Below are 21,131 nucleotides of genomic sequence, written 5' to 3'. Positions count from 1 at the left end.
ACAAACGCCGCACGGTCAAACGACCATGCGGCGACGCCATGCCGGTTTCGGCGCAGGGGAACGGCAAATCACCGGCCCTTGCACGCGAATGGGTGGGCGGCGCCGCCTTAGCATCGAAGGCGTTGCTGTGCGCCCGCGCGTGGGCCGGTGATCTGACTTAAAGCCGGGCGTCTGCCCAAGCTCCTCACAGTAGCGGGTCTGCCGGGGATTTTCACCCCGTTCCCCGGATCATGCGCGCATCTATCTGTCTACGGGTTTATCATACCACGCGCGGCGGGCGCTGTCAAGTTTGAAGGCCGCGCGCGCAGAGCAATGGGCCCCGAACAGCCGTTTTGTGATCCCATTCTTCACAACGGATGTGCGTGTCGGCATCAATTACCGCACTCGACGCTGATTTCGTTGAAGGTCCTGAGCAGGTCGTCCATCGTGTAGCGCGCGCGCTCCCCGCCCGCGGCGTCGATCACGGCGCGGCCCTGATGCATCATCAGGAGGCGGTTGCCGTAGCCCACCGCATAGCGCAGGTTGTGGGTGACCATGAGCGCCGTCAACCCCTTTCCCACGATCAGCTTCTGCGTCAGCTCCATCACGGTGTCGGCCGCGCGCGGGTCGAGCGCGGCGGTGTGCTCGTCGAGCACCAGCAGCTCGATCGGCGTCATCGTGGACAGCAGCAGCGCCAGCGCCTGGCGCTGACCGCCCGACATGCTGCCCACCTGCTGACCCAGGCGGTTCTCGAGGCCCAGCCCCAGCGGCTCGAGCATCGCGCGATAGGCGTCGATCCGCCGGCGGTTGACGCCCCGGCGCAGGTTGTAGGGCTGATTCTTGTTGTCGGCCAGCGCCATGTTCTCGAGCACGGTCAGTTGCGCGCAGGTGCCCTTCGACGGGTCCTGAAACACCCGGCCCAGCATCCGCGCACGCCTGTGCTCGGCAAGGTCGGTCACGTCGCGCCCGTTCACGCGCACGCGCCCGCCCGTAAGCGGCAGCGAACCGCACAGGATGTTCAGCATCGTGGTCTTGCCCGAGCCGTTCGAGCCCACCACCGACACAAAGTCGCCCCGCGCGATCGACAGGTTGAAGCCGTCGAACAGCGTGGCCTCGTCGGGCGTACCTTCATTATAGATTTGGATGATGTTTCTCATCTCGACCAGGCACGCGTTGCTATCCATGGGCATGGCGCTTGCCTCCCTTCCGATCGAGCGCGCGGCCGGCGACCAGCGCCACCACAAACAGCGCGCTCATCAGCAGCTTCAAGTAGACCGTGTCGATCCGAAGCAGCGTCGCCACCGCGAGGCAGGCCTTGTACACGACCGCGCCCGCGATCACCTGCGTGGTGGGCATAACGCCGCGCACCTTGCCCAAGAGCGTGGTGCCGATGATGACCGACGCCAGCCCCATGACCACCATGCCCGCGCCGCTGGTGACCGAGGCCGAGCGCGCCTGCTGGGCCAGCACGCTGCCCGACAGTGCCGTCAGCCCATTGGCAAGCGTCAGCCCCAGGATCTTCACCAGCCCCGGGTTGACCGCCTGCGCCGTCACGTACTGCAAGTTGCTGCCCGCCGCGCGCAGCATCAGTCCGATGCGCGTCTTGAAGAACCAATCCATAATCAGCTTGACGGCCGCGACCACGACGGCCAGCACGATCACCCGCCGATAGGGCGCGAACGCCTCGGGCAGCCAGGTCACCGGCCCGTCCGTGAAAATCGTGGGCAGCTTGTTGATGTAGAGCACCGACTGCTTGCCGGTGACCAACAGGTTGACCGTGAGCAGCGCCGTCATCGTGAGAATGCCGCTGAGCAGATCGGTAATCTTGAGCTTCACGTGCAGCAGGCCGGTCACCGCGCCGGCCAGGCAGCCCGCGGCAAAGGACACGAGCAGCGCCGCCACGGGCGACATGCCGTTTACGATCATCAGCGCGGTCACACACGCGCCCAGCGGCAGCGTGCCGTCCACCGACAGGTCGGGGAAATCCAACACCTTGTAGCTGATGTAGACCCCCATCGCCATGATGCCGTAAATGAAGCCCTCTTCGAGGATGTTTATCAGGATCGACAGGTACATAACATGGCCCCTTTTCGGTTTACCTTTTCGGGCGTTTCGACCGGTGGATCCGGGTCATACGCCCCGGCCCCATGGGCCCTGCGTTCAGATCATCCACCCCGCCCCTCCAAAGAGGGAAATGGGGAATTACTTCGCCACGTCTTGCGCCGCTTCATACCCCGCCGGCAATTGCAGCCCCAGCGCCGCGAGCACGTCCGCGTTGTAGGCCGGGGTCACCTCGTCGATCAGGCCGACCGGCGTGGTGGCGGGATCGGCCTTGCCATTCAAGACCTCTGCCGCGATTTTGCCGGCCTCGCGGCCCAGCGCCACGTAGTCGATGCCCTGCGTCGCCAGGCAACCGTTCACCACCTGCTCGACCTCCGAGCCGAACACCGGGATGCGCGCCTCTTCGGCGGCCAGCAGCAGCGCCGGCAGGTTCTCCACGACCAGGTTGTCGGTGAAGTTGTTGAAGCAGTCCACCCCGTCCGCGATCAGCGAGCCGGCCGCCGTGGCCACCTCCGAGCCCGCGGTGATGCCGATCGCCACGACCTCGAAGCCCTGCTCGGCCGCGACCTCATGGAGCTTCTTCAGGTGCGAGATCGAGTTCGGCTCCGACACCGTGTACACCACGCCGATCTTCTTGGCCTCCGGCAGGAACGCGCGGATCATCTTCACCTGCTCGGGCAGGTTCAGGATGTCCGACACCCCGGTGCAGTTGGTATTCGGCGCTTCGTTCGACTCCACGATCCCGGCCGACACCGCGTCCGACACCGCCACAAAGATCACGGGCGTACCGCTGTCGGCGGTCGCCGCATAGGCGCTCATCGCCGCCGGCGTCGCCACGCCCACCAGCATATCCCGGCCCTGCGAGACCATCAGCTTGGCCTGCATGTCGCCGGTCGCCATGTCGGCCATCGCGTTTTGAAAATCGATCGTCAGGTTGTCGCCCTCCTTGTAGCCGCCCTCGGCCAGCCCCTCGATAAAGCCCTTGGTGCAGTTGTCGAGCGACGGGTGCGTCGCGTACTGGATGATGCCCACAGTGACCGCCTGCGCCGAGGCCGCCACGCCCGAAAGAACCAGTGCCAGCGCCAGAACCATAATCGCAATCCGCTTCATGTTTGTATCCTCCTAAGTCTGTTGACCACCCCGCCCCACGGCCCCCGCCGGGGGGAACAAAAAACCTGTCCCGTGTATCACACGGGACAGGATTCTTTCATTCCTGCGGTACCACCCATCTTGCCGGCAAACCGGCCGCCTCAACCGCGCACGATCATGCGCGTTCCACATGGTAACGGGTGGAATCCGTCGGCAACTACTAGACCTAAGTGGTTCGCGCCGCCCTCCGAAGTCCATTCACCGCGCCGTACCCTGCCGCAATCCCACCGCCTGCGACTCTCTTGAGGAACCTCTCGCGCTTACTCGTCTCCGTCGTCGGTTTATTATGTTGTTGCGCATACTATAGCGCATAGGCCTGCGCCTGTCAATGGGTAAGTTTGTTAAATCAATTGACGCCGTATTCGTCTTCCAAAGACTTGATTAGCTCCATGTTGTACCACTCGGTCTTGTTGACATCCTTCTCACTGTAGCCGCCGGGCTCGTACCAGCTCTTTGCGTTAAAGTAATCGCGGTACTTCTTGGTCTTGAACTCATAGCCGTGGCGCGCCCAGATTTCGTTACGGGCGTAGCCCCACTCGCTCTCCGGGATCGCCTCGATCTCGCGCCGGGTCAGCTTGCGGGTGCTCGAGTGCGGGAAGATGTATTCGTCGAACGAGGAGGACGAGGACGAACTGCCGCTGCCCTTCTCCATCGACTTGATTAGGTCCATGTTGTACCACTCGGTGTCATTGAGGTTCCGGGTCGAGAAGCCGCCCGGCGCATACCAGTCCTTCTGCGAAAAGTAGTCGCGGTACTTCCTGGTCTTGAACTCGTAGCCGTGGCGCGCGTAGATTTCGTTGCGCGCGTAGGGCCACAGCGAGCGCGGGATCGAGTAGATGTCATCGCGCGTCAGCTTCACCTGGTCCGAATCCGGGAAGATGTAGTCCTCGTCCCAGTCCTCGTCGTCATCGTCGTCCCAGTCATGGCTGCCGTCGTCGTCGCCCAGCGTGCAAGTGATCGTCTTGCCGCTGCGGGAGAGCCGGATCGTGAACGAGTCGCCGATGTTCAGGAAGGAAAAGTCCACGTCGTGGTCGTAGTCGGTCACAATCGCCTCGTTGCCCGAATCCACGTACTCGCCCGTGAACTTCGAGCCGTACACCTTGCGCTCAATGTAGTCCACGTCGCCGCGCTCCTCGATCGCCAGGTACAGCGTGGCCGCCACCTGATCGACGCCGCCGCCGTAGACCTTCGCGCCGCGCCCGTCCCCGGCCTTCTGATAGCCATCGGCCGCCGCGCGCGGCCCCACCGCGTCGTTGAAAGAAAAGGTGTCGTCCGGCCACACCTCGGTGCCGTCGAGCATGGCGATGGCCAGGTCGATGTTGTTCAGGTATCCGCTTGAGGAATCGTAGATCCGGGTGCTGGCGCTGACCTCGGCCAGCGCGGGCACGCACAGGGCCAGGGCGCAAATCAGGGCCGCCAGTGCGGCTGCGGCACGCTTCATAGACGACATCCCCCTCCAACTTGCTTTCCTATATGACGGGCATTGGGCATATTTGGTTCCCTTAAATGACCCCCAGCGCGCGCGCCGCTTCGAGCGCCTGCGCGCGCACCCGACCGATGTCGAGTGTCGTGTATGCGCCGTCCTGATAGAGCACGCGCCCCTTGACCATGGTCATGCGGACGTTCATCCCCTGCGCGCCGTAGACCAGCGCGGCCGGCACGTCCGGGCAGGGCAGCATGTTGGCGTCCTCGGCGCTTACCAGCACCATGTCGGCCTGATACCCCTCGCGGAGCAGTCCGCAGTCGTCAAAGCCCAGCGCCCGCGCGCCCGTGCGGGTCGCCATGGTCAGCGCCTGGCCCGCCGGCAGCAGCGTCGGGTCGCCGAACGCACCCTTCTGCAAAATGGACGCCAGCCGCATGTCGGAGAGCATGTCCAGGCAGTTGTTGCTCGACGCGCCGTCGGTGCCGAGCGCCACGGTCATGCCCGATTGCAGGTACCGGGCGATCGGCGCGATGCCGCTGGCGAGCTTCAGGTTGCTCGCCGGGTTGTGCACCGCGTACACATTTTTGCGCGCGAGCAGTTCAACATCCAAGTCCCTCAGGTGCACGCAGTGCGCCGCGATCGCATGAGCGTCGAACGCGCCCAGCGAATCGAAGTATTCGGGCGGCGTCATACCGTGCCGCTCGATGCAGCCCTCGACCTCGCCCCTGGTCTCGCTCAGGTGCACGTGGAAGCCGGTTCCCAGCTTGCGCGCGGTCTCGATCGCGAATCGGGCGGTATCGGGGCTCGTGGTGTACTCGGCGTGCAGCCCGACGAACACCTTTATCAGCCCGCCGCCCGCGTCATTGAACCGGCGGTACAGGTTGTTCGCGTTATCCTCGACGCCCGCGCGATCGGTGCAGCCGCGCACGATGTTGGCGCGCATACCGACCCCAAGCGCCGCCTCGGCCACCCGATCCATGAAGAAGTACATGTCGGCAAACGCCACCACGCCCCGCCGGATCATCTCGGCGATCGCGAGCATCGCGCCGTGATAGACCAGGTCGCCGGTCAGCTTGTCCTCGATCGGGAAGATTTGATGCAGCCAGTCCATGAGCACGCGATCGCTGCCCACGCCCCGCATCAGCACCATCGCCGCGTGGCAGTGCGCGTTGTAGAAGCCCGGCATCAGGATGCCGCCCTTGCCGTCGATGCGCCGCTCCGTCGCGGCGTCCGGGCAGAGCGCACGCTCGCCCGCGTAGGCGATTTTATCGCCGTCCACCAGCACGCAGCCGTCCGGGAAAACGCGCTCGCCGGTATAGAGCGCCACATTGTCGATCCGGATCATCTCGTGGCCTCCCTTCAACCGTTCGCGGCTCGGATGTAGGCCGCCTGTTCCTCGCTCAGCCGATCGATCGTAAGACCCAGGGCCGAAAGCTTCATGCGCGCCACCTTAAGATCGACCGTCGAGGGCACCTCATGCACGCCGGGTTCAAGCGTCCCGCGGCTCTTGACCAGGTATTCCGCCGACAGCGCCTGCAGCGCGAAGCTGATGTCCATGATTTCGGCCGGATGCCCGTCGCCGGCCGCCAGGTTGACCAGCCGCCCCTCGGCCAGCAGGTACAGCGCGCGCCCGTCCGTAAGCTCGAAGCCCTCGATGTTGTGCCGCGCCGTCCACGTACGCCTGGCCATCTGACGCAGGCCCTTGACATCGACCTCCACGTCGAAATGGCCCGCGTTGCACATCACCGCGCCCGGCTTCATCCGAAGCATGTGCTCGAGTGTGATTACGTCCTTGCAGCCGGTCACCGTGATGAACACATCGCCGACCGCCGCCGCCTCGTCCATGGTCATCACGTCGTGCCCGTCCATCGCGGCCTCGACCGCGCGCACCGGATCGATCTCGCACACGGCCACCCGCGCGCCCATGCCCTTCATGCGCAGCGCCACGCCCTTGCCGCACCAGCCGTAGCCGGCCACCACCACGCGCTTGCCGGCCACCACCAGGTTGGTGGTGCGCAGGATGCCGTCGGTGACCGACTGCCCGGTACCGTAGCGGTTGTCAAACAGGTATTTCATCTGCGCGTCGTTGACCGAAATCATCGGAAAGGGCAGCGCCCCCGCGGCCGCGCGCGCCCTGAGGCGCATCACGCCCGTGGTGGTCTCCTCGCCGCCGCCGATCAGGTTGCGCGCCAATTCGGGACGCTCGTCGCACAGGATTTGCGTCAGGTCGCCGCCGTCGTCCACGATCACATGCGGCGCGCAGCGCAGCGTGTCGATCAGGTGGCGGTGGTATTCCTCGGCCGTCGCGCCGTGCCAGGCGTTGACCGTCACGCCCATCGTCGACAGCGCCGCGGCCACGTCGTCCTGCGTGGACAGCGGATTGCAGCCGGTGGCGAACACCCGCGCGCCGCCCGCCTTGAACAGCAGCGCCGCGCGCGCGGTCTTGGCCTCGAGGTGGATCGACATCGCGAGATCCAGCCCCTCAAAGGGCCGCTCGCGTTCAAACTGCCGCTCGATCTCGGAGAGGATCGGCATGTGCTCGCGCGCCCATTCGATCTTGCGCGCCCCTTCCGGCGCGAGCGAAGCATCCCGTACGACCGATTTCATCTCAAGCACCTCCGTTAAGTCGCGGCGATCAGCGCTATCGCGCTGGCCGATATGCCCTCTTCCCTGCCCTCGTAGCCCATGCGCTCGGTGGAGGTGGCCTTGACGTTGACCGCGCCTTCCGCCATGCCGAGCGCGCGCGCGAAGTTGCGCTTCATTTGATCCATGTACGGCGCGAGTTTGGGCCGCTGGGCGACGATGGTCACGTCGCAGTTGACCGCGCGGAAGCCCGCGCGATCCAGCTTACCCGCCACTTCCGCAAGCAGCGCCATCGAGGAAATGCCCAGGTATGCCTCGTCGCCGTCGGGAAAATGCCGGCCGATATCGCCGAGTCCCGCCGCGCCCAGCAGCGCGTCCATCAGCGCGTGCGCGGCCGCGTCGGCATCCGAGTGGCCGTCAAGGCCCGCCTCGTGTTCGATCGTCACGCCGCCCAGCACCAGCGCCCGCCCGGGCACAAGCCGATGCGCGTCGAAGCCCTGGCCCACGCGTAGATTGGGCAAAATCAAGTGCTCAACCTCCTCGAAGTCCGCGGGCGTGGTCAATTTCACATTCTTGCGCCCCTCGTCGGAGACCGCCAGGTGCACGGCTCCATGGTAACGCTCGACGAGCGCCGCGTCGTCGGTGGCCTCGAAGCCCTCGGCGCGCGCGCGCTCGTGCGCGGACAGGACCAGTGAACGCCAAAAGACCTGCGGCGTCTGCACCGTGCGCAGCGACTCGCGGTTCAGCGTCTCGACCGCCCGGCCCGCCCCGTCCACCCGCTTCACGGTGTCGGTCACGGCCGTCGCGGCCACGCCGCTGCCGTAACGCTCGGCCGATCCGATCGCCTGAAGCACCACGTCCGGCGGCGTCATCGCGCGCGCCGCGTCGTGGATGGCGACGAGCTTAACGTCTTCAGGCACGGCCAGCAGCCCGTTGTACGCCGACTGCTGGCGGGTGTCCCCACCCTCGACTGCGCGCACAACGAGCGGGTGCGCGCCCTCGCGCCGAACCAGCGCCTCGTAGGCCGCAAAATCGCGCCCGGCCAGCACCAGCACGATGCCCTCGATCCGGCCGCAGGCCGCGAGCGCGTCAAGGCTGCGGCTGAGCACCGACCGCCCGGCGACCGGAAAAAACACCTTGTTCCCTTCGAGGCCCGATCGTTCGCCGCGGCCGGCGGCCACCACCACCGCCCAGCAGCGGGTCATGGGATCACGCGGTACATGCCCGCGGCGTCGGCCTTGAGCACATGCTCGGAAAGCGTCACCACCTGGTACTGGGTCAGCCGGTCGCCGTAGCGCACCGACACGATGTCGCCCACCTTGACCTCGGCGCCCGCCTTGGCCGGCTTGCCGCCCAACATCACATGCCCGGTGTCGCACGCCTCGTTGGCAAGGCTCCGGCGCTTGATGATGCGCGACACCTTGAGGTACTTATCCAGCCGCATCGAGCCCGCGCCCTGCGCGGCCGGTGCGGCCGTTGCTGTCTTCGGTGTGTCTGACTTCTTCGCCATGCTTCCTCCTCGGATACAACGAAAATAAGGGCTGCAGCGCCAAACGCGGACGCCACAACCCCAACCCCCACCTCCGCCAGGCGATGAGGGCCTTACAGCGCGTCCTTGAACTTTTTGCCCGCCTTGAAGGCCGGGGTCTTGGTCGCGGCGATCTCGATGGTCGCGCCCGTGGCGGGATTGCGGCCCTCGCGGGCGGCGCGCTCGCGCACCTCAAAGGTACCGAAGCCGGTCAGCTGGACCTTCTCACCCTTCGCGAGTTCCTCGACGATCAGATCGAGCACCGCAGTCAGCGCCGCATCCGCCTGCTTCTGGGTGAGTCCTGCCTTCTCCGCCACGGTAGCCACAAAGGTCGCTTTGTTCATCATTATCAGACACCTCCATAATGTGATTGTTTACCGCTTGAGCGTAACCGAAATTATATTCTAGCCAGATATTGACAATTCCTGCATGTCCTTCACATTTTACAAAGAATCCTCGCGCGCCGCGCGTGCGATCAGCGCCTCGAGCGCGCGGCCCAGCGCCAGCTCCGCCTTGACGCCCCGCGACCGCGCCAGCCGCACCGCCGAGAGCAGCAGTTCGCCGATTGCAAGCTCCGCATCATCCGCACCACCCAACCCGTCCACCCGCGCCCGGAGCGCCGCCTGCTCGTCCGCGGGCGGCTCGTCCATGTGCCTGAGCAGCTTCTCGGCGCGCATCAGCTGGGGCAGCGCGCGCGTCACCGCGCGCATGGCCTCGGCCTTGCCTTTGAGCTTGCGGTCCTCGCGCTTGATCTGATCCCACAGCCTGAGGCCGGCCTCGGGGGTTGCGGCATCGGCTTCTCCGAACACGTGGCGGTGGCGGTGGATCAGCTTGCCCGTGATGGCGCTCGTCACGTCGTCGATCGCGAACTCGCCGTGCTGGCGCGCGATCTCGGCGTGCAGCGCCGCCTGCAACACCAGGTCGCCCAGCTCGTCGTACAGCGCGTCGGTATCGTCCGCCTCAATGGCGTCCACCACCTCCCATGCCTCCTCCACCGCATTCATGCGGATGGTCGCGTGGGTCTGCGCCCTGTCCCACGGGCAGCCGTCCGGGCCGCGCAGAATGCGCACCACCCGATTGAGCTCGTTGAAGCCGTATCGCGTGAGTTTTTTCAGGTCGCGCTCGGCGGAAAGGAAGGCGCAGGTCCGATGGTCGTAATCCGGGAGCCTGTCCAGCTCGTCGAGCGTCGTGGTCAGAATTTCGCCGCCGCCAAGCGCCAGCAGTACCGGATGCCGCTCGGGGAATCGCTCCATCAGCCGGAGCTTGAGCTGAGACGCCAGCTCGCGCGAAGCGATCTCGCGCGCCAACACATTAAGCCCCGCTTCGAATTGGACGTCCTCGCAGTCGCAGGCCGCGAGCTGAAGCGTCGGACCGAGCGCCGAATCGGCAAGCGTCGCGTCCACCGGCACGCCGGGCACATAGCGCACAGCCCGCGCGGCCAGCCGCTTTACGCTCTCGTCGCGCAGATCGAGCACGCCGTAGATCAGCTCCCCATCCCCGGCCAGCTCCGTCACGCGCGCGGCCAGTCTATCGTTCAGCCGGTCGAAATCCTCGGCCTCGTCATAGAGCGCGTCGAGCGCCTCGAACGCGAGGCCCTGCTCCCGCATCCAGCGGGCTGCGTCGCAGTGTGCGGTGCGCAGCATAACGCGCGTACCCGAGCGCAGCAAATCCTGTGCTTCCGCCGTCAGTTGCCCGCGCTCAAGGCCCAGCCCCACCACCGTAATCGACATCAAACGCCCCTCCCAACCGGTATATTATACCATGCCGGGCGGGGCCTGGCAAGTTATTGCTCCATCTGCCGGCCTACAATATTGGCCGTCGTCTCGGCCACCTTGACCGACGCCTCGTCCATGACGTAGCCCTGCTCGCGGCTGAGCAGCACCAGCGCCCCGATCACCTCGCCGTCGGACAGGATCGGCACGATCACCTGGGCGGTATACTGGTCAGCGCCTTCTTCGGTGGTCACCGGGATGATCTTCGCGCCCTGGGCCACGCTGAGCTTGAGCTGCTGGCGGTTTTGCATCGCGCTTTCCATCTCGATGCTCAGCGGCTTCTCCCACAACTCGCGCTTGGGCGAGCCCGAGGCCGACACCACCATGTCGCGGTCGCAGATGCAGCTGATGAGCCCAAGCGACCGGTAAAGCGAGTCGGTGTAGTCCTTGGCGATCGTCGCGATCTCGCCGATCGGGGAATACTTTTTGAGCACCACTTCGCCGTCGTGGTCTGTGAAGATCTCGAGCGGGTCGCCCTCCCTTATTCGAAGCGTACGCCGAATCTCCTTCGGGATGACCACACGGCCCAATTCGTCGATCCTGCGCACAATGCCGGTAGCTCTCATGTCCAACACCCTTCCATCGTCGTTTGCATCAAAATCATGCAGCACTAGTATTTGATGGAGCAAGCGTTTTATGCGTTCGGTGTCCTGTGGAGTACGCGCCTGCCGAACTTTAATCCGCACTTTCTTGACAGTCTTCGAGCCTAAGCGTATCATGATTTCCATAGTACATGCAAGTGAGGTGGCCTGCGTTGAAACAGGATATGATCGCGATCTTGGACCTCGGCAGCGGCGAGAACGCGCGCATCGCGCGGCTGGTCCGGGAACTGGGCGTCTATACGGAAATCCATCCGCACGACATCCCGATCGAGCAGCTGCGCGCGCTGCCGGGGCTCAGGGGCGTCATCGTAAACGGCGGCCCCAACCGGATTGAGGGCATGGAGGAAATCGACGTCGATCCGGCGCTCTACGAACGGGGCCTTCCGGTGCTGGTCGTGGGTCACGAAAGTCCAAATCGCGCGAGCGATCTGAACGCCTGGCCGACCGACCTCAAGGAGGCGCTGAATACCTTTATCGACCGCTGCGGGGCAGTGCGCAACTGGAACGCGCAGCACTTCATCGACGACCAGGTCGCGCAGATTCGCGCGCAGGCGGGCGGCCGCAAGGTGCTGCTGGCGCTCTCGGGCGGGGTGGACTCGTCGGTGGTGGCGGCGCTGCTGCTGCGCGCGATCGGGCAAAACCTCACCTGTGTGCACGTCAACCACGGCCTGCTGCGCAAGGGTGAGCCCGAGCAGGTGATCCGCGTATTCAGGGAGCAGCTGGGCGCGAACCTCGTCTATGTGGACGCGTCGGATCGCTTCCTCGACAGGCTCTGCGGCGTTTCTGACCCCGAGCGCAAGCGCAAGATCATCGGCGAGGAGTTCATCCGCGTGTTCGAGGAGGAGGCGCGCAAGCTCGAGGGCATCGAGCTGCTGGCGCAGGGCACGATCTACCCCGACATCATCGAGAGCGGCACCAAGACGGTCAAGGGCGTCAAGGCGCACCACAACGTGGGCGGCCTGCCCGACGATCTTCAGTTCGAGCTGGTGGAGCCGCTCAAAATGCTGTTCAAGGACGAGGTGCGCGCCTGCGGCGAGGCGCTGGGCCTGCCGCACGACATGGTCTACCGCCAGCCGTTCCCCGGCCCCGGGCTGGGCGTCAGGTGCCTGGGGGCGATCACGCGCGAGCGGCTCGAGATCGTCCGCGAAAGCGACGCCATCCTGCGCGAGGAATTTGATAAACAGGGCCTTGCCGGCCATGTGTGGCAGTACTTCACCGCGGTGCCCGACTTCAAGGCCGTTGGCGTACGCGGCCACGCGCGCGCCGAGGAATACCCGGTCATCCTGCGCGCCGTCAACACCGTGGACGCGATGACCGCCGCCGTCGAACCGCTGCCTTTTGCCGTGCTCGCGCACATCGCCGACCGCATCCTGCAGGAAGTCCCCGGCGCGGGCCGCGTGCTCTACGACCTCTCGCCCAAACCGCCGGCGACGATCGAGTGGGAATGATATAGTATAAAAGCCCGAAAGCCAGTGGGATCAAGGCCACTGAAAAACCCCCGATCATAAAAATCGGGGGCTTTTCAGTGGCCTTACATTTGACGGTTTTCGGGTTCTTTATGTTCCTATAACGGTTATATAGCAGAAAAGCCTCCTCTACTCCCTGCCCATAAGCCAATCGATTGAAACCTTCAGGATATCCGCCAATGCGTTGAGCTCTAAATCCGATACGGGACGCTTCTGACCTTCCAAAAGAGAAAGGGCCGGAATGCTCATATCAATGCCCGCAGTTTGTAGCTTTGTAAGCAGCTCGACCTGCTTCATACCCAGATTGTGCCGAGCTTGCGTAACGCGCGCACCAACCATATTTCTATCGCCAAGTGGCAGCTTTCTCTGTTTCAATATTCATCACCCCTGGCCAAAATTATAAGGGGCAGAGGGCTTGATATATTTGGCAATACCAAATATAATAGATTTATTTGGGGAAACCAAATATAAAGATGATGAAGATGGGCATGATGAAAGAACATACCTGTTGCTTCACCGGGCATCGAGGCCTGCCACAGGACAGAGTCGAAAGAATCGTGACGAATCTAAACACGGAAGTCGATCATCTGATTGCCCAAGGGGTGACAGATTTTATCTCTGGTGGGGCGTTGGGTTTTGACCAAATGAGTGCCTCGCTAATCATTGTCAAGAAGGAAATGGGACATAAAGTACGGCTAATATTTGCCCTGCCCTATAAAGATCAGGATGCGTTTTGGACAGGCGCGCAACGGCAATTATATCGCAATCTTCTGGCCGAAGCCGATGAGATTGTATATGTTTCGAATGAGTACACCGATGACTGCATAAAAAAGCAAAAACGGTATATGGTTGATCGGTCTGTGTATTGCATTTGCGCGCTGCCTCATTCTTCGGGAGGTACAGATCAAACGGTAGGGTATGCGAAACAAAGTGGGTTAAGCATTATCAGTGTGGCTGACTAGGTAAGCGCTGATTAAAGCACGCGTGCGGTGGCGAGGGGAATTTTTGCCGGATTGGGCTTGCAAAATCCGAAGGCGTAGCAGCGCTACGTCGAGGATTCTGCGGGCCCGAGCTGGCGAAAATGCAACCGCCACCGCGCGTGGGATTTGATCAGCGCTTACCTAGAATAGGATACTCAGACAATTGATTTTCTAAGTGCATATTATCAGGTTTACCCACATCTAAACCCAAGACCCAGCGGTAAGGTCAGACGCAGTCGACCTTGAAAAGATGTGCTTGCTTGACGTGACGGAATAAGGTATAGTACAAATATAGAAATTCGGGCATCTGGAATCCCCTGTACAAAATTGCCCAAACCGCGCTTGCATCGAAAGAAAGAAGGAGTGATCGATATGCGTAAAGTCCTGTTCTACGGCATGACCGGCGAAAAGATGTGCTTTACGCACATTCTGCTCAACGCGCTCGACCTGTCCGCCGCTGGCGACGAAGTGAAGATCATCTTCGAGGGCGCGTCCGTCAAGCTGGTCGGCGCGTTCGAGGCGGAACAGCATCCGCTGTATTTGCGGGCCAAGGCCGCCAACCTGATCGCGGGCGTCTGCCTCGCCTGCTCCAAGGTGATGGGCGTCTACGAGCAGAACGCGGCCGCGGGGCTTCCGATGCTCGACGACATGTCGGGCCACGCGGGCATGAAGCGCTATCTCGCGGATGGGTATCAGGTCGTCAGCATCTAGGTAAGCGCCGATTAAAGCACACGGGCGGAGACGGATGCTTTTCCGCCCCGGTGCGCCTGCAAAAACACTTGAATTAGCGCTGCTAGTCCCGCGGTTTTTGCAGGCACACCGGAACGAAAAATCAAGGTCGCCCCTGCAATCCGCCAATCGCCGCCTCCGCCCCCGCCTTGGCTGCCTCGACGCGATTGCGGCCGGCCTCCTTCGCGCGGTAGAGCGCGGCGTCGCCTTGCTTGTACAGCGCGTCGAGCGAGGTATGCTCGTCCGGTATCTGCGCGGTCAGCCCGATGCTGACCGTGTAGCTCACCGTTTCGTCGACCAGGTCGGCGGCCGCCGCCGCGCGCATCCGCTGCGCGACCTCGAGCGCGCGGGCCTCGTCTACGTCCGGCAGCAGCACGGCGAACTCCTCGCCGCCGATCCGGCCAAACAAATCGTACGGGCGCAGCTGCGCCGCCATGGCGTCGGCGAACGACCTGAGCACCCGGTCGCCCGTGAGGTGGCCATGCGCGTCGTTGATCCGTTTGAAACGGTCGATGTCCATGATGATGAAGGCGAGCGGCTCGCGCTTTCGGGCGCACAGCGCAATGGCCTCCTTGGCGCGCGCCGCGAAGGTCCGACGATTGAGGATGCCGGTAAGCTCATCGTAGGTGGCCGCGTACATCAACCGGTCGTCCGACGCCTCCTTTGACATCAGGATGAAGCCCAGGTTGCCCACCAGCATAATCATGTACAGCCCGCCGAAGAGCAGCGCGTTATAGGGATTGCGCGACAGCAAAGTCATCTCGTCGCCGAACGTCAACCCGGCATAGCCGCGCACAATCAGCAGCATCAGCGCGGCTGCGTAGGTGATCGCGACCACCCTTTGCAGCGCCGAGGCCTGCCTGTCGCCGAGCATGCGGTACAGTGGCGGCAGCCAAGCGAGCGTCAGCAGCACCGACATCGCCGCGATCCGGATATTTTCGAACGGCCACCAGGCAGCCGTCAGATTGAACGCGCCGATCAGCACCGGGGTGGCCGCGAGATACGACCACTGCATCCACGGTTTGTACCCGTGCCCGAGCTTGAGGAAGCCCACGATCTTCAGCGCCGAGCCGACGATCAGACAAGAATTGCCCACCGATATGGAGAGAATGTCGGGGATGCTGCCGCGCAGGCCGATCAGCACCCACGCCAGCATCTCGAACAGCCGCGAAAGCAGAAACGCGCCGACCGGCACGTCCCGGCGGCGTCTCGTCATGTAGACGACGCCCAAGATGCCCGAAAACAGATGCCCCAGGACCAGGCCCAAGATTGCCGTGCCGATATCCACGCAAAAATCCATCGGTGGCCGGCCCCCTTCCGCGCGAAACGCTATCCGCTGTGTATATACCCACAGCACGCGCCATGAAGCAATTCCCACGCGGTTGTCCCCCCGCTTGGCGCTGTACGGCGCCTCGCCGGTCAGGCGGATGATGGCCGGGTCGGCGCGTTGAAGCGATGCGCCAGCCAAGCCGACAACACCGTCGGCAGCGCCGCCCCGCGCTCATTCCATGCCGCGCCTTCGCCGCTATGTCCATCCTCCTCCACGCTCCGTCAGGCCCCTTCTCACGAAACGTCGTTCGCATCCCGCCATCGTTTGCCCATTCATAAAACAGCAAACCCCGCCGTGACGGCAGGGTTCACTTTTCAGATCACTCAGCACGGCATATAGGTGACGCGTTACGAGGGATCGACGACTTCGGCGGACACGACCTCCAACTGGTTGTTCTCCATAACCCACAGCTTAACGAGGCGCGTTTCGGCGGCTTCCTGTTCAAAGCTGCGCTTGTACTTAAGGGTCAGGTCCACATGACCGGCCTTCGCGAACGTGCCGTGAAAGCTGGCCACCCAGGTGCCGCCCACGCCCACCATCTCTTGCCCGGCTTCGTCCTGCACGTACTCCTGTGTCACGAGCTCGAGCGCTTCAGAGTCGGAAATCTCAAACGTCCATTCGTAGCCGGTCGTGGGGTTGGCGGGCAGACGAACGGTGAGCACCTCATCGGCTTCGTCGAGCTCGTACCAGGGGGCCGCTTCCTCCGCGTACGCGGCAGCGCCAAACGCCAGGACGAGCAGCAGCGCGAGGATCATCGACAATGGCTTTTTCATGGAATTCACCCTCCGCAATATTTCAGTCAAGCCAACCGGATCGGGCGGCCGGCCGCTCTACTTGACCCTTACCTTGAGCTTGACCGTGGCGGCGGGCCTGTCGTAGCCCTTGAGGTAGATGTCCAGCTTGACGTTTTCGCCCTTCGTGGCGACGGCGCCGTCCTTGAATCCGATGGCCCAGTTGCCGTCGTTCAGCGGCTTGAGCGCAAACTTCTTTGAAGCCGTGGTCACATTGTCGATCGCGCCCAACTTGTCGCTGTCCTTGAGCTTGATGGCGAATACGCCCTGGCTCAGCGGATCGTCGGCGGACAGCGTCACGGATTTCGGGGTCAGCGCAACGCCCACCTTGCCCGGTTTCACCTTAAACGTATGCCGCGCGGTCATCGGCTTTCCATTGACCGTCCCCGTCACCCTGGCGGTGTAGACGTAGTTGGGGTTCAGCACCCCGGACGGCGCGCGGCGCAGCTTGAACGCGCCGCTGTCGGTCACCTCGATGGCGAAATTCGCCGTCTGATCGCCCTTCTTGTTGTTCTTCTCAGTCGCCGAAACGGTCAGCTTGTGGTCCAGCACCTGCATCGTCGGCTTCAGGGTCAGCGTGCTTTCCGGGCGCATCGGGTCGATCCTGCCGCTCGGCTTGAGCGACAGCCGCACCTTCTGCTCGCGGACAAACAGCGCGTTGTTCTCGGAGACGAACACGTGCAGTTTGCGCGTCTCGGCGGGAATGGTCCCGTTGCGCGTGGAGTTCAGGGTCAGCAGCACATCGCCGGCCTTCCACATGCCCTCGAAGGTGGCCACCCAGGTGCCGCCCTTGCCCGGCTCAGCCGGCTTGCCCGGCACGAAATTATCCTTCATTTTCAAGGTGTTTCGGGGCGAAAGCGTAACCTTCCAGGTATAACCGGTCGAAGGATTGGCCGGCAGGCGAACGGTGAGCACTTCTTCGTTTTCGTCGAGCTCGTACCAAGGGGTGTTTGTTTGCTCCTGCTCCGCATACGCAACCGCGCAGGATGTCAGGACGATCAGCAGCGTAAGGGTCAGCGACAGCAGTCTCCTCATGATGAATCCTCCCATTCTTTCCCTGATCCACACATTGGACGCGGCAACAAGCAGCTGTGTTCCGGTAAAATATGGCTTGATTTTTCAGTTTGATTACGATATTATGTAATATAGATGACATCCACAAAGGAGGAAATGGCAATGCGCGTGCGGCGATGGGTGCGGTTCGCGGCGGCCTGGTTGATCCTGGCCCTTGCGATGGGCCTTACGACCTACGGCGAGGGCATCGATCAACCCGGTATGTCCATCCCCAAGGCGGCACCGGCGTTTCAGATGCACTTTCTGAACCAGGGCCGCGTGGACGCCATACTAATCGTGGCAAACGGCGAGGCGATGTTCGTCGACGCCGGCTGGCGCAAGAACGGCCTCGACAGCATCAAGTACATGAAGCGCATGGGCATCGCGAAACTCAAGTACTACATCGGCACCCATGCCCATATGAACCACATCGGCGGCGCCGCGCCGATCATTTATCAGATGCGCCCGGACGAGGTGTTCATCCCCCACGACGGCGTCAGGGAGGCGATCGTCAAGTACGCCGCCGAGGGTGAGGAGCGCCTGGCGGTCGAAAGCGCCCAATATACCGTGCTGCGTCCCGGCCAGTCGTTCCGCCTGAGCGACCTTACGGTTTCCTGCCTCGGCCCGCTCAAAATCAGAAAGTGCGAGCCGGGCGCGGTGGCCGAGAACTACAACTCGCTGGTCCTGCGGATCAACCGCAAGAAGCGCCGCCTGGCCTTGCTCACGGGCGATACGAGCGCGGGGATCCTCTGCGCGATTGAAAAAAAGAAGAAGGGATCGATCCGCGCCGAGGTGCTCAAGAATCCCCACCACAACGGCGCACAGCCGGAATCCCTGCTTAAAAAGATCGCCCCGAAGATCGTCGCCTTCTGCCACAGCACATTGCCGTCGGCCACCTACCAGGCGCGCCTCCAAAAAATTGGAGCAAAATTCTACGCCGCCAGCAACGACGGCAGCGGCGATTTCGTGCTGTCGGATACGGGCAAGAAGTGGGTGTCGGCGGAGAGTATCACGGCCCGGAAGTGACTTTAGATTCCAGATACTCTTTTAAGATGATCGCATGGTTAACTTGGGGGTCTTTTGCCCCATACAGCAAGGTAACCATGTTTTCATTGCTTCGTCGCATGATGCGCCGGGCGGCCGCTTGTGCCTCGGCATTCGCATCCAGTTCAGCCCGATACAGCATGGCGAATTGCTCGAAGTTTTCCGCCCGATGCCCAAACCATATCCGAAGCCGGGGGCTGGGGGCGAGTTCCTTCACCCATCCGTCCAGGTGCGCCTTGTCCCTGGAAATACCCCGCGGCCACAGGCGGTCCACCAGCAAACGCGTCCCGTCGCCTTCCTGAAAATCGTCATAAATCCGTTTGATTTGCAGCGCCATATCAATGCTCACCTCACTTAGGCCAGTCACCGATGGAACCGACGCTTGACCATCAGCACGCTTCGCTCAACAGAAACTCCAACGCGGCCCCGTATGCGGTTTTGTGGTTATAACACGAGATACTTTCGATCCCCAGGCACTTCTCGGGAAATCAGCACGACCGCCTCCGCATGGAACGAGTCGTTCCAAATTGATGTCTTTTCAAGTATTATAAACCGGCAAATTAATAATGAAACAAGTCTAAAGGAATATCCGTACGGGGGAACACGCCCGAAATGCACAAATTCCAATTTGCACTTGCAATATGTCTCTATTTATTATATAATAGATATAATTAAATTTTCGAGACGGGTGCGGTTGGCTTTATACAGTAAACCTGACTGCACAACATTTCGTCAAACCCTTTTCGTTGTGAAAAAATATCGCGAATAGCCTACCCTACAGCCGGGTTTTGTTATACGCAGATAGATGAAAAGCCGCTGGAAATTGGATTTCGTATCATAAGCCGTAAGGAGAGATCATATGAACAAGGTGTTATTGGGGATTATCATGATTGCATCGGTATTGGCCCTTACTGGATGCGGTGGAAAAAAACCGGCTGCAAACGAAGCGGGCGGTGGATCGGTCGCGGAACCTGCCAAGCAAAGTGAAGTGATTGGTGAATCAAGCACACGGCAAATCACCCCTCCCGCTAATTCCAAGACTCTCCCTGATTCCTATCCCAAAGATATTCTGCCTCTGGCGGCGGATGCCGAGATACTCGACGTAAGGGAGAATCCCTCAAACAAAGGCCTGGAAGTGTCCTATGTAAGTAGCAATAACATCGACACTTTGTGCGACTTTTATGAAGGCGCCCTAAAGGACGCAGGAAATCTAAGCACAATGGAAACTCAGGACGGCTATATGATTACCGCGAAACTGAATGATGTGGGTTACTCCATCATGCTTAGTAAAGACGCCATGAAGTCCAACCCCCTCCACTCCGAGAAAATATCCGTATATATCATTCTGACTGGAGTGGCAGGTGTTTCCGGCGTAAGCGGCAAATAAGAGATGTCTTGAAACAATGGGGCAACAAGCGCTTCCGAGAGATCGTCATATCTCAAGCATCAGGGTTGAGCGGATCCGTCCAGTCGACGGATCCGCTATTCTAAAATTCTTCGCTTGTCCCCGATAAATCACTACCGCAGCGATCATCCAACCTGACCTCAATCCGAGTATCGACATCTAAATCGCTCTGTCACACTCAAAATAGCTGTTGCCGCGAAGCGATACCTTCATGATACTAACACATCAGATTTTTACTATCCTACCCCCCAAAGCCTATATTTCAAGCTTTACTCGTCCTCATTCTTAAACCCTCGACATCAATACCATCGTCTCGGCGTGCCTTGAGTAGACAGTTAATGATACCCTTGGAAGCCGGTGTCCCCTTGGCGTCACAATATACATAATCAGAGTAGTCTTCTTTATCGGTAAGCCATAAGCGGTTCTAATCAAGTCTCCTCATATGTTTTATAACATCACAAAACGAATTGAAATTGCATTTCACTTTTTAAGTATTCTTTTTAAGTAGGCCACATCCAACAAATTCACCGTCTCAAAATTCCCTTTATAAAACACACCCCAGTTATTGAAAACGCAAGGCAATTCCTTGGACTTTTGTAGCGTATCCACTTGAATTATGGATACAGGAACTTCATTCATTTCGCAATACTGTTTTATCATCTCAATGTTTTGACAGATATAGGGGCATTGCATATCATAATAAATTGTTAGCTCTTTGCTTTCGATTTTCTGGTTTTTGACACTTTGTGCGAACTTTGGCGTTGTTCCGTCAAAAGAGAGTGCAAGCAATTCATATCCATTATCGGTAGTATCAACAACATCAAAGCCGAACTTCTTTGCAAATGATTGGTCAGAAAGCCAAGACTTTTGTTTTTTTGCTCCGAGCATACAAATGCCGGATTTCCCCCTTTCTTTGGCATCCGTCAAACAATACTCCATCAGCAATCTCCCATAGCCTTTTCCTTTATGACTACCAGAGACCCATAAGCAATATACATAATAATAGTTGTCACCAGTTATGGGAACCCAAGCTGTTTCTAGAGGAGCATATTCAATAAAAACTGTAGCCTTTTCATTTAACTTTCTAAAGACATGACCTTCCTTTAGTCGTTCTGATAGCCATTGTCGCTTTGCATCGATACCTTGATGGGACTTTTTACTGCGGATAATGCAGCATAAATGCTCATCCGCAAGGTTCTCCGCTGTCAAGTTTACAAAATCAGTATTCATGTGTAC

22 protein-coding genes and 1 riboswitch are annotated in these 21,131 nt (G+C 60.9%); of the genes, 5 read left to right on the top strand and 17 right to left on the bottom strand.

The features are described 5' to 3' along the window. Nucleotides 1-94: 94 nt before the first annotated feature. Nucleotides 95-250: riboswitch (adenosylcobalamin (AdoCbl) riboswitch) on the bottom strand. 121 nt (nucleotides 251-371) lie between these two features. The 11 genes from ACH6CV_RS03100 to ACH6CV_RS03050 all read right to left on the bottom strand — a co-directional run bounded on the left by ACH6CV_RS03100 (nucleotide 372) and on the right by ACH6CV_RS03050 (nucleotide 11,061). Beyond that, complete coding sequence (locus tag ACH6CV_RS03100) at nucleotides 372-1,145, bottom strand: ABC transporter ATP-binding protein (RefSeq protein WP_456356793.1); 774 nt, start codon at nucleotides 1,143-1,145, stop codon at nucleotides 372-374. Nucleotides 1,146-1,155: 10 nt separating this feature from the next. Further along, nucleotides 1,156-2,055, bottom strand: coding sequence for an ABC transporter permease (locus ACH6CV_RS03095; RefSeq protein ID WP_456356699.1), 900 nt, complete (start codon nucleotides 2,053-2,055; stop codon nucleotides 1,156-1,158). Nucleotides 2,056-2,181: 126 nt separating this feature from the next. Continuing rightward, the gene (locus ACH6CV_RS03090) at nucleotides 2,182-3,150 is read right to left on the bottom strand and encodes an ABC transporter substrate-binding protein (protein ID WP_456356698.1); all 969 of its coding nucleotides are present in this window, start codon (nucleotides 3,148-3,150) and stop codon (nucleotides 2,182-2,184) included. 385 nt (nucleotides 3,151-3,535) lie between these two features. Further along, the gene (locus ACH6CV_RS03085) at nucleotides 3,536-4,630 is read right to left on the bottom strand and encodes a YARHG domain-containing protein (RefSeq protein ID WP_456356697.1); all 1,095 of its coding nucleotides are present in this window, start codon (nucleotides 4,628-4,630) and stop codon (nucleotides 3,536-3,538) included. Nucleotides 4,631-4,691: 61 nt separating this feature from the next. Continuing rightward, nucleotides 4,692-5,957, bottom strand: a complete 1,266-nt coding sequence (locus tag ACH6CV_RS03080) for an amidohydrolase (protein ID WP_456356696.1) — start codon at nucleotides 5,955-5,957, stop codon at nucleotides 4,692-4,694. Between the two features lie 14 nt (nucleotides 5,958-5,971). Further along, nucleotides 5,972-7,219 (bottom strand): adenosylhomocysteinase, encoded by a 1,248-nt coding sequence (locus ACH6CV_RS03075; protein ID WP_456356695.1) that lies wholly within the window; start codon nucleotides 7,217-7,219, stop codon nucleotides 5,972-5,974. Between the two features lie 14 nt (nucleotides 7,220-7,233). Further along, the gene (gene ispD, locus ACH6CV_RS03070; protein WP_456356694.1) at nucleotides 7,234-8,400 is read right to left on the bottom strand and encodes a 2-C-methyl-D-erythritol 4-phosphate cytidylyltransferase; all 1,167 of its coding nucleotides are present in this window, start codon (nucleotides 8,398-8,400) and stop codon (nucleotides 7,234-7,236) included. After that, on the bottom strand, nucleotides 8,397-8,705 hold the full coding sequence (locus ACH6CV_RS03065; protein WP_456356693.1) for an RNA-binding S4 domain-containing protein: 309 nt from the start codon (nucleotides 8,703-8,705) through the stop codon (nucleotides 8,397-8,399). The genes ispD and ACH6CV_RS03065 overlap by 4 nt, the downstream gene beginning before the upstream one ends. A gap of 92 nt (nucleotides 8,706-8,797) precedes the next feature. After that, on the bottom strand, nucleotides 8,798-9,067 hold the full coding sequence (locus tag ACH6CV_RS03060; RefSeq protein ID WP_456356792.1) for an HU family DNA-binding protein: 270 nt from the start codon (nucleotides 9,065-9,067) through the stop codon (nucleotides 8,798-8,800). Between the two features lie 99 nt (nucleotides 9,068-9,166). Next, entirely contained in the window at nucleotides 9,167-10,453 is a 1,287-nt protein-coding gene (locus tag ACH6CV_RS03055) for a MazG nucleotide pyrophosphohydrolase domain-containing protein (protein WP_456356692.1), read from the bottom strand. A 53-nt stretch (nucleotides 10,454-10,506) separates the two neighbouring features. Continuing rightward, a complete protein-coding gene (locus ACH6CV_RS03050; protein WP_456356691.1) occupies nucleotides 10,507-11,061 on the bottom strand; it encodes a stage V sporulation T C-terminal domain-containing protein in 555 nt (184 codons plus the stop codon). A gap of 188 nt (nucleotides 11,062-11,249) precedes the next feature. Here ACH6CV_RS03050 and guaA point away from each other — a divergent pair, with 188 nt between their 5' ends. Then, nucleotides 11,250-12,545, top strand: a complete 1,296-nt coding sequence (gene guaA / locus ACH6CV_RS03045) for a glutamine-hydrolyzing GMP synthase (RefSeq protein ID WP_456356690.1) — start codon at nucleotides 11,250-11,252, stop codon at nucleotides 12,543-12,545. 147 nt (nucleotides 12,546-12,692) lie between these two features. On the opposite strand, the gene ACH6CV_RS03040 is transcribed toward guaA, so the two are convergent. Next, on the bottom strand, nucleotides 12,693-12,938 hold the full coding sequence (locus ACH6CV_RS03040) for a helix-turn-helix domain-containing protein (protein ID WP_456356689.1): 246 nt from the start codon (nucleotides 12,936-12,938) through the stop codon (nucleotides 12,693-12,695). Nucleotides 12,939-13,045: 107 nt separating this feature from the next. Here ACH6CV_RS03040 and ACH6CV_RS03035 point away from each other — a divergent pair, with 107 nt between their 5' ends. Beyond that, nucleotides 13,046-13,525: an SLOG family protein gene (locus tag ACH6CV_RS03035; protein WP_456356688.1), complete on the top strand. Its 480-nt coding sequence runs from the start codon at nucleotides 13,046-13,048 to the stop codon at nucleotides 13,523-13,525. Between the two features lie 390 nt (nucleotides 13,526-13,915). Beyond that, entirely contained in the window at nucleotides 13,916-14,254 is a 339-nt protein-coding gene (locus ACH6CV_RS03030) for a hypothetical protein (protein WP_456356687.1), read from the top strand. A 121-nt stretch (nucleotides 14,255-14,375) separates the two neighbouring features. On the opposite strand, the gene ACH6CV_RS03025 is transcribed toward ACH6CV_RS03030, so the two are convergent. The 3 genes from ACH6CV_RS03025 to ACH6CV_RS03015 form a co-directional block, all read right to left on the bottom strand. Beyond that, a complete protein-coding gene (locus ACH6CV_RS03025) occupies nucleotides 14,376-15,572 on the bottom strand; it encodes a GGDEF domain-containing protein (protein WP_456356686.1) in 1,197 nt (398 codons plus the stop codon). Nucleotides 15,573-15,949: 377 nt separating this feature from the next. Next, nucleotides 15,950-16,375, bottom strand: a complete 426-nt coding sequence (locus ACH6CV_RS03020; RefSeq protein ID WP_456356685.1) for a protease inhibitor I42 family protein — start codon at nucleotides 16,373-16,375, stop codon at nucleotides 15,950-15,952. Nucleotides 16,376-16,432: 57 nt separating this feature from the next. Further along, a complete protein-coding gene (locus ACH6CV_RS03015; RefSeq protein ID WP_456356684.1) occupies nucleotides 16,433-17,428 on the bottom strand; it encodes a protease inhibitor I42 family protein in 996 nt (331 codons plus the stop codon). A gap of 141 nt (nucleotides 17,429-17,569) precedes the next feature. Between ACH6CV_RS03015 and ACH6CV_RS03010 the strand changes: the two genes are divergently transcribed. Continuing rightward, the gene (locus ACH6CV_RS03010; RefSeq protein WP_456356683.1) at nucleotides 17,570-18,472 is read left to right on the top strand and encodes a ComEC/Rec2 family competence protein; all 903 of its coding nucleotides are present in this window, start codon (nucleotides 17,570-17,572) and stop codon (nucleotides 18,470-18,472) included. Here the strand turns inward: ACH6CV_RS03010 and ACH6CV_RS03005 are convergent. After that, nucleotides 18,456-18,827 (bottom strand): DUF488 domain-containing protein, encoded by a 372-nt coding sequence (locus tag ACH6CV_RS03005; protein WP_456356682.1) that lies wholly within the window; start codon nucleotides 18,825-18,827, stop codon nucleotides 18,456-18,458. The two genes, ACH6CV_RS03010 and ACH6CV_RS03005, sit on opposite strands and share 17 nt — an antisense overlap. A gap of 522 nt (nucleotides 18,828-19,349) precedes the next feature. Between ACH6CV_RS03005 and ACH6CV_RS03000 the strand changes: the two genes are divergently transcribed. Beyond that, nucleotides 19,350-19,877, top strand: coding sequence for a hypothetical protein (locus tag ACH6CV_RS03000; protein WP_456356681.1), 528 nt, complete (start codon nucleotides 19,350-19,352; stop codon nucleotides 19,875-19,877). A 498-nt stretch (nucleotides 19,878-20,375) separates the two neighbouring features. Here ACH6CV_RS03000 and ACH6CV_RS02995 read toward each other — a convergent pair whose 3' ends face one another. After that, on the bottom strand, nucleotides 20,376-21,125 hold the full coding sequence (locus tag ACH6CV_RS02995; protein ID WP_456356791.1) for a GNAT family N-acetyltransferase: 750 nt from the start codon (nucleotides 21,123-21,125) through the stop codon (nucleotides 20,376-20,378). Between the last annotated feature and the right edge of the window lie 6 nt (nucleotides 21,126-21,131).

It is taken from the genome of Anaerozeibacter quisquiliarum (assembly GCF_051162045.1).
GTDB lineage: Bacteria > Bacillota > Clostridia > Christensenellales > Aristaeellaceae > Anaerozeibacter > Anaerozeibacter quisquiliarum.
The sequence above is the reverse complement of the archived record's forward strand: the minus strand, read 5'-3'. Positions and strand labels throughout refer to the sequence as shown.

Bases quoted from the DNA above. Each gene is read 5' to 3' on its own strand.
- ACH6CV_RS03065 (WP_456356693.1), bottom strand. From the start codon at position 8,705: ATGGCGAAGAAGTCAGACACACCGAAGACAGCAACGGCCGCACCGGCC.
- ACH6CV_RS03050 (WP_456356691.1), bottom strand. From the start codon at position 11,061: ATGAGAGCTACCGGCATTGTGCGCAGGATCGACGAATTGGGCCGTGTG.
- ACH6CV_RS03060 (WP_456356792.1), bottom strand. From the start codon at position 9,067: ATGAACAAAGCGACCTTTGTGGCTACCGTGGCGGAGAAGGCAGGACTC.
- ACH6CV_RS03035 (WP_456356688.1), top strand. From the start codon at position 13,046: ATGGGCATGATGAAAGAACATACCTGTTGCTTCACCGGGCATCGAGGC.
- ACH6CV_RS02995 (WP_456356791.1), bottom strand. From the start codon at position 21,125: ATGAATACTGATTTTGTAAACTTGACAGCGGAGAACCTTGCGGATGAG.
- ACH6CV_RS03090 (WP_456356698.1), bottom strand. From the start codon at position 3,150: ATGAAGCGGATTGCGATTATGGTTCTGGCGCTGGCACTGGTTCTTTCG.
- ACH6CV_RS03080 (WP_456356696.1), bottom strand. From the start codon at position 5,957: ATGATCCGGATCGACAATGTGGCGCTCTATACCGGCGAGCGCGTTTTC.
- ACH6CV_RS03025 (WP_456356686.1), bottom strand. From the start codon at position 15,572: ATGGATTTTTGCGTGGATATCGGCACGGCAATCTTGGGCCTGGTCCTG.
- ACH6CV_RS03020 (WP_456356685.1), bottom strand. From the start codon at position 16,375: ATGAAAAAGCCATTGTCGATGATCCTCGCGCTGCTGCTCGTCCTGGCG.
- ispD (WP_456356694.1), bottom strand. From the start codon at position 8,400: ATGACCCGCTGCTGGGCGGTGGTGGTGGCCGCCGGCCGCGGCGAACGA.
- ACH6CV_RS03015 (WP_456356684.1), bottom strand. From the start codon at position 17,428: ATGAGGAGACTGCTGTCGCTGACCCTTACGCTGCTGATCGTCCTGACA.
- ACH6CV_RS03055 (WP_456356692.1), bottom strand. From the start codon at position 10,453: ATGTCGATTACGGTGGTGGGGCTGGGCCTTGAGCGCGGGCAACTGACG.
- ACH6CV_RS03000 (WP_456356681.1), top strand. From the start codon at position 19,350: ATGAACAAGGTGTTATTGGGGATTATCATGATTGCATCGGTATTGGCC.
- ACH6CV_RS03005 (WP_456356682.1), bottom strand. From the start codon at position 18,827: ATGGCGCTGCAAATCAAACGGATTTATGACGATTTTCAGGAAGGCGAC.
- ACH6CV_RS03085 (WP_456356697.1), bottom strand. From the start codon at position 4,630: ATGAAGCGTGCCGCAGCCGCACTGGCGGCCCTGATTTGCGCCCTGGCC.
- ACH6CV_RS03030 (WP_456356687.1), top strand. From the start codon at position 13,916: ATGCGTAAAGTCCTGTTCTACGGCATGACCGGCGAAAAGATGTGCTTT.
- ACH6CV_RS03075 (WP_456356695.1), bottom strand. From the start codon at position 7,219: ATGAAATCGGTCGTACGGGATGCTTCGCTCGCGCCGGAAGGGGCGCGC.
- ACH6CV_RS03095 (WP_456356699.1), bottom strand. From the start codon at position 2,055: ATGTACCTGTCGATCCTGATAAACATCCTCGAAGAGGGCTTCATTTAC.
- ACH6CV_RS03010 (WP_456356683.1), top strand. From the start codon at position 17,570: ATGCGCGTGCGGCGATGGGTGCGGTTCGCGGCGGCCTGGTTGATCCTG.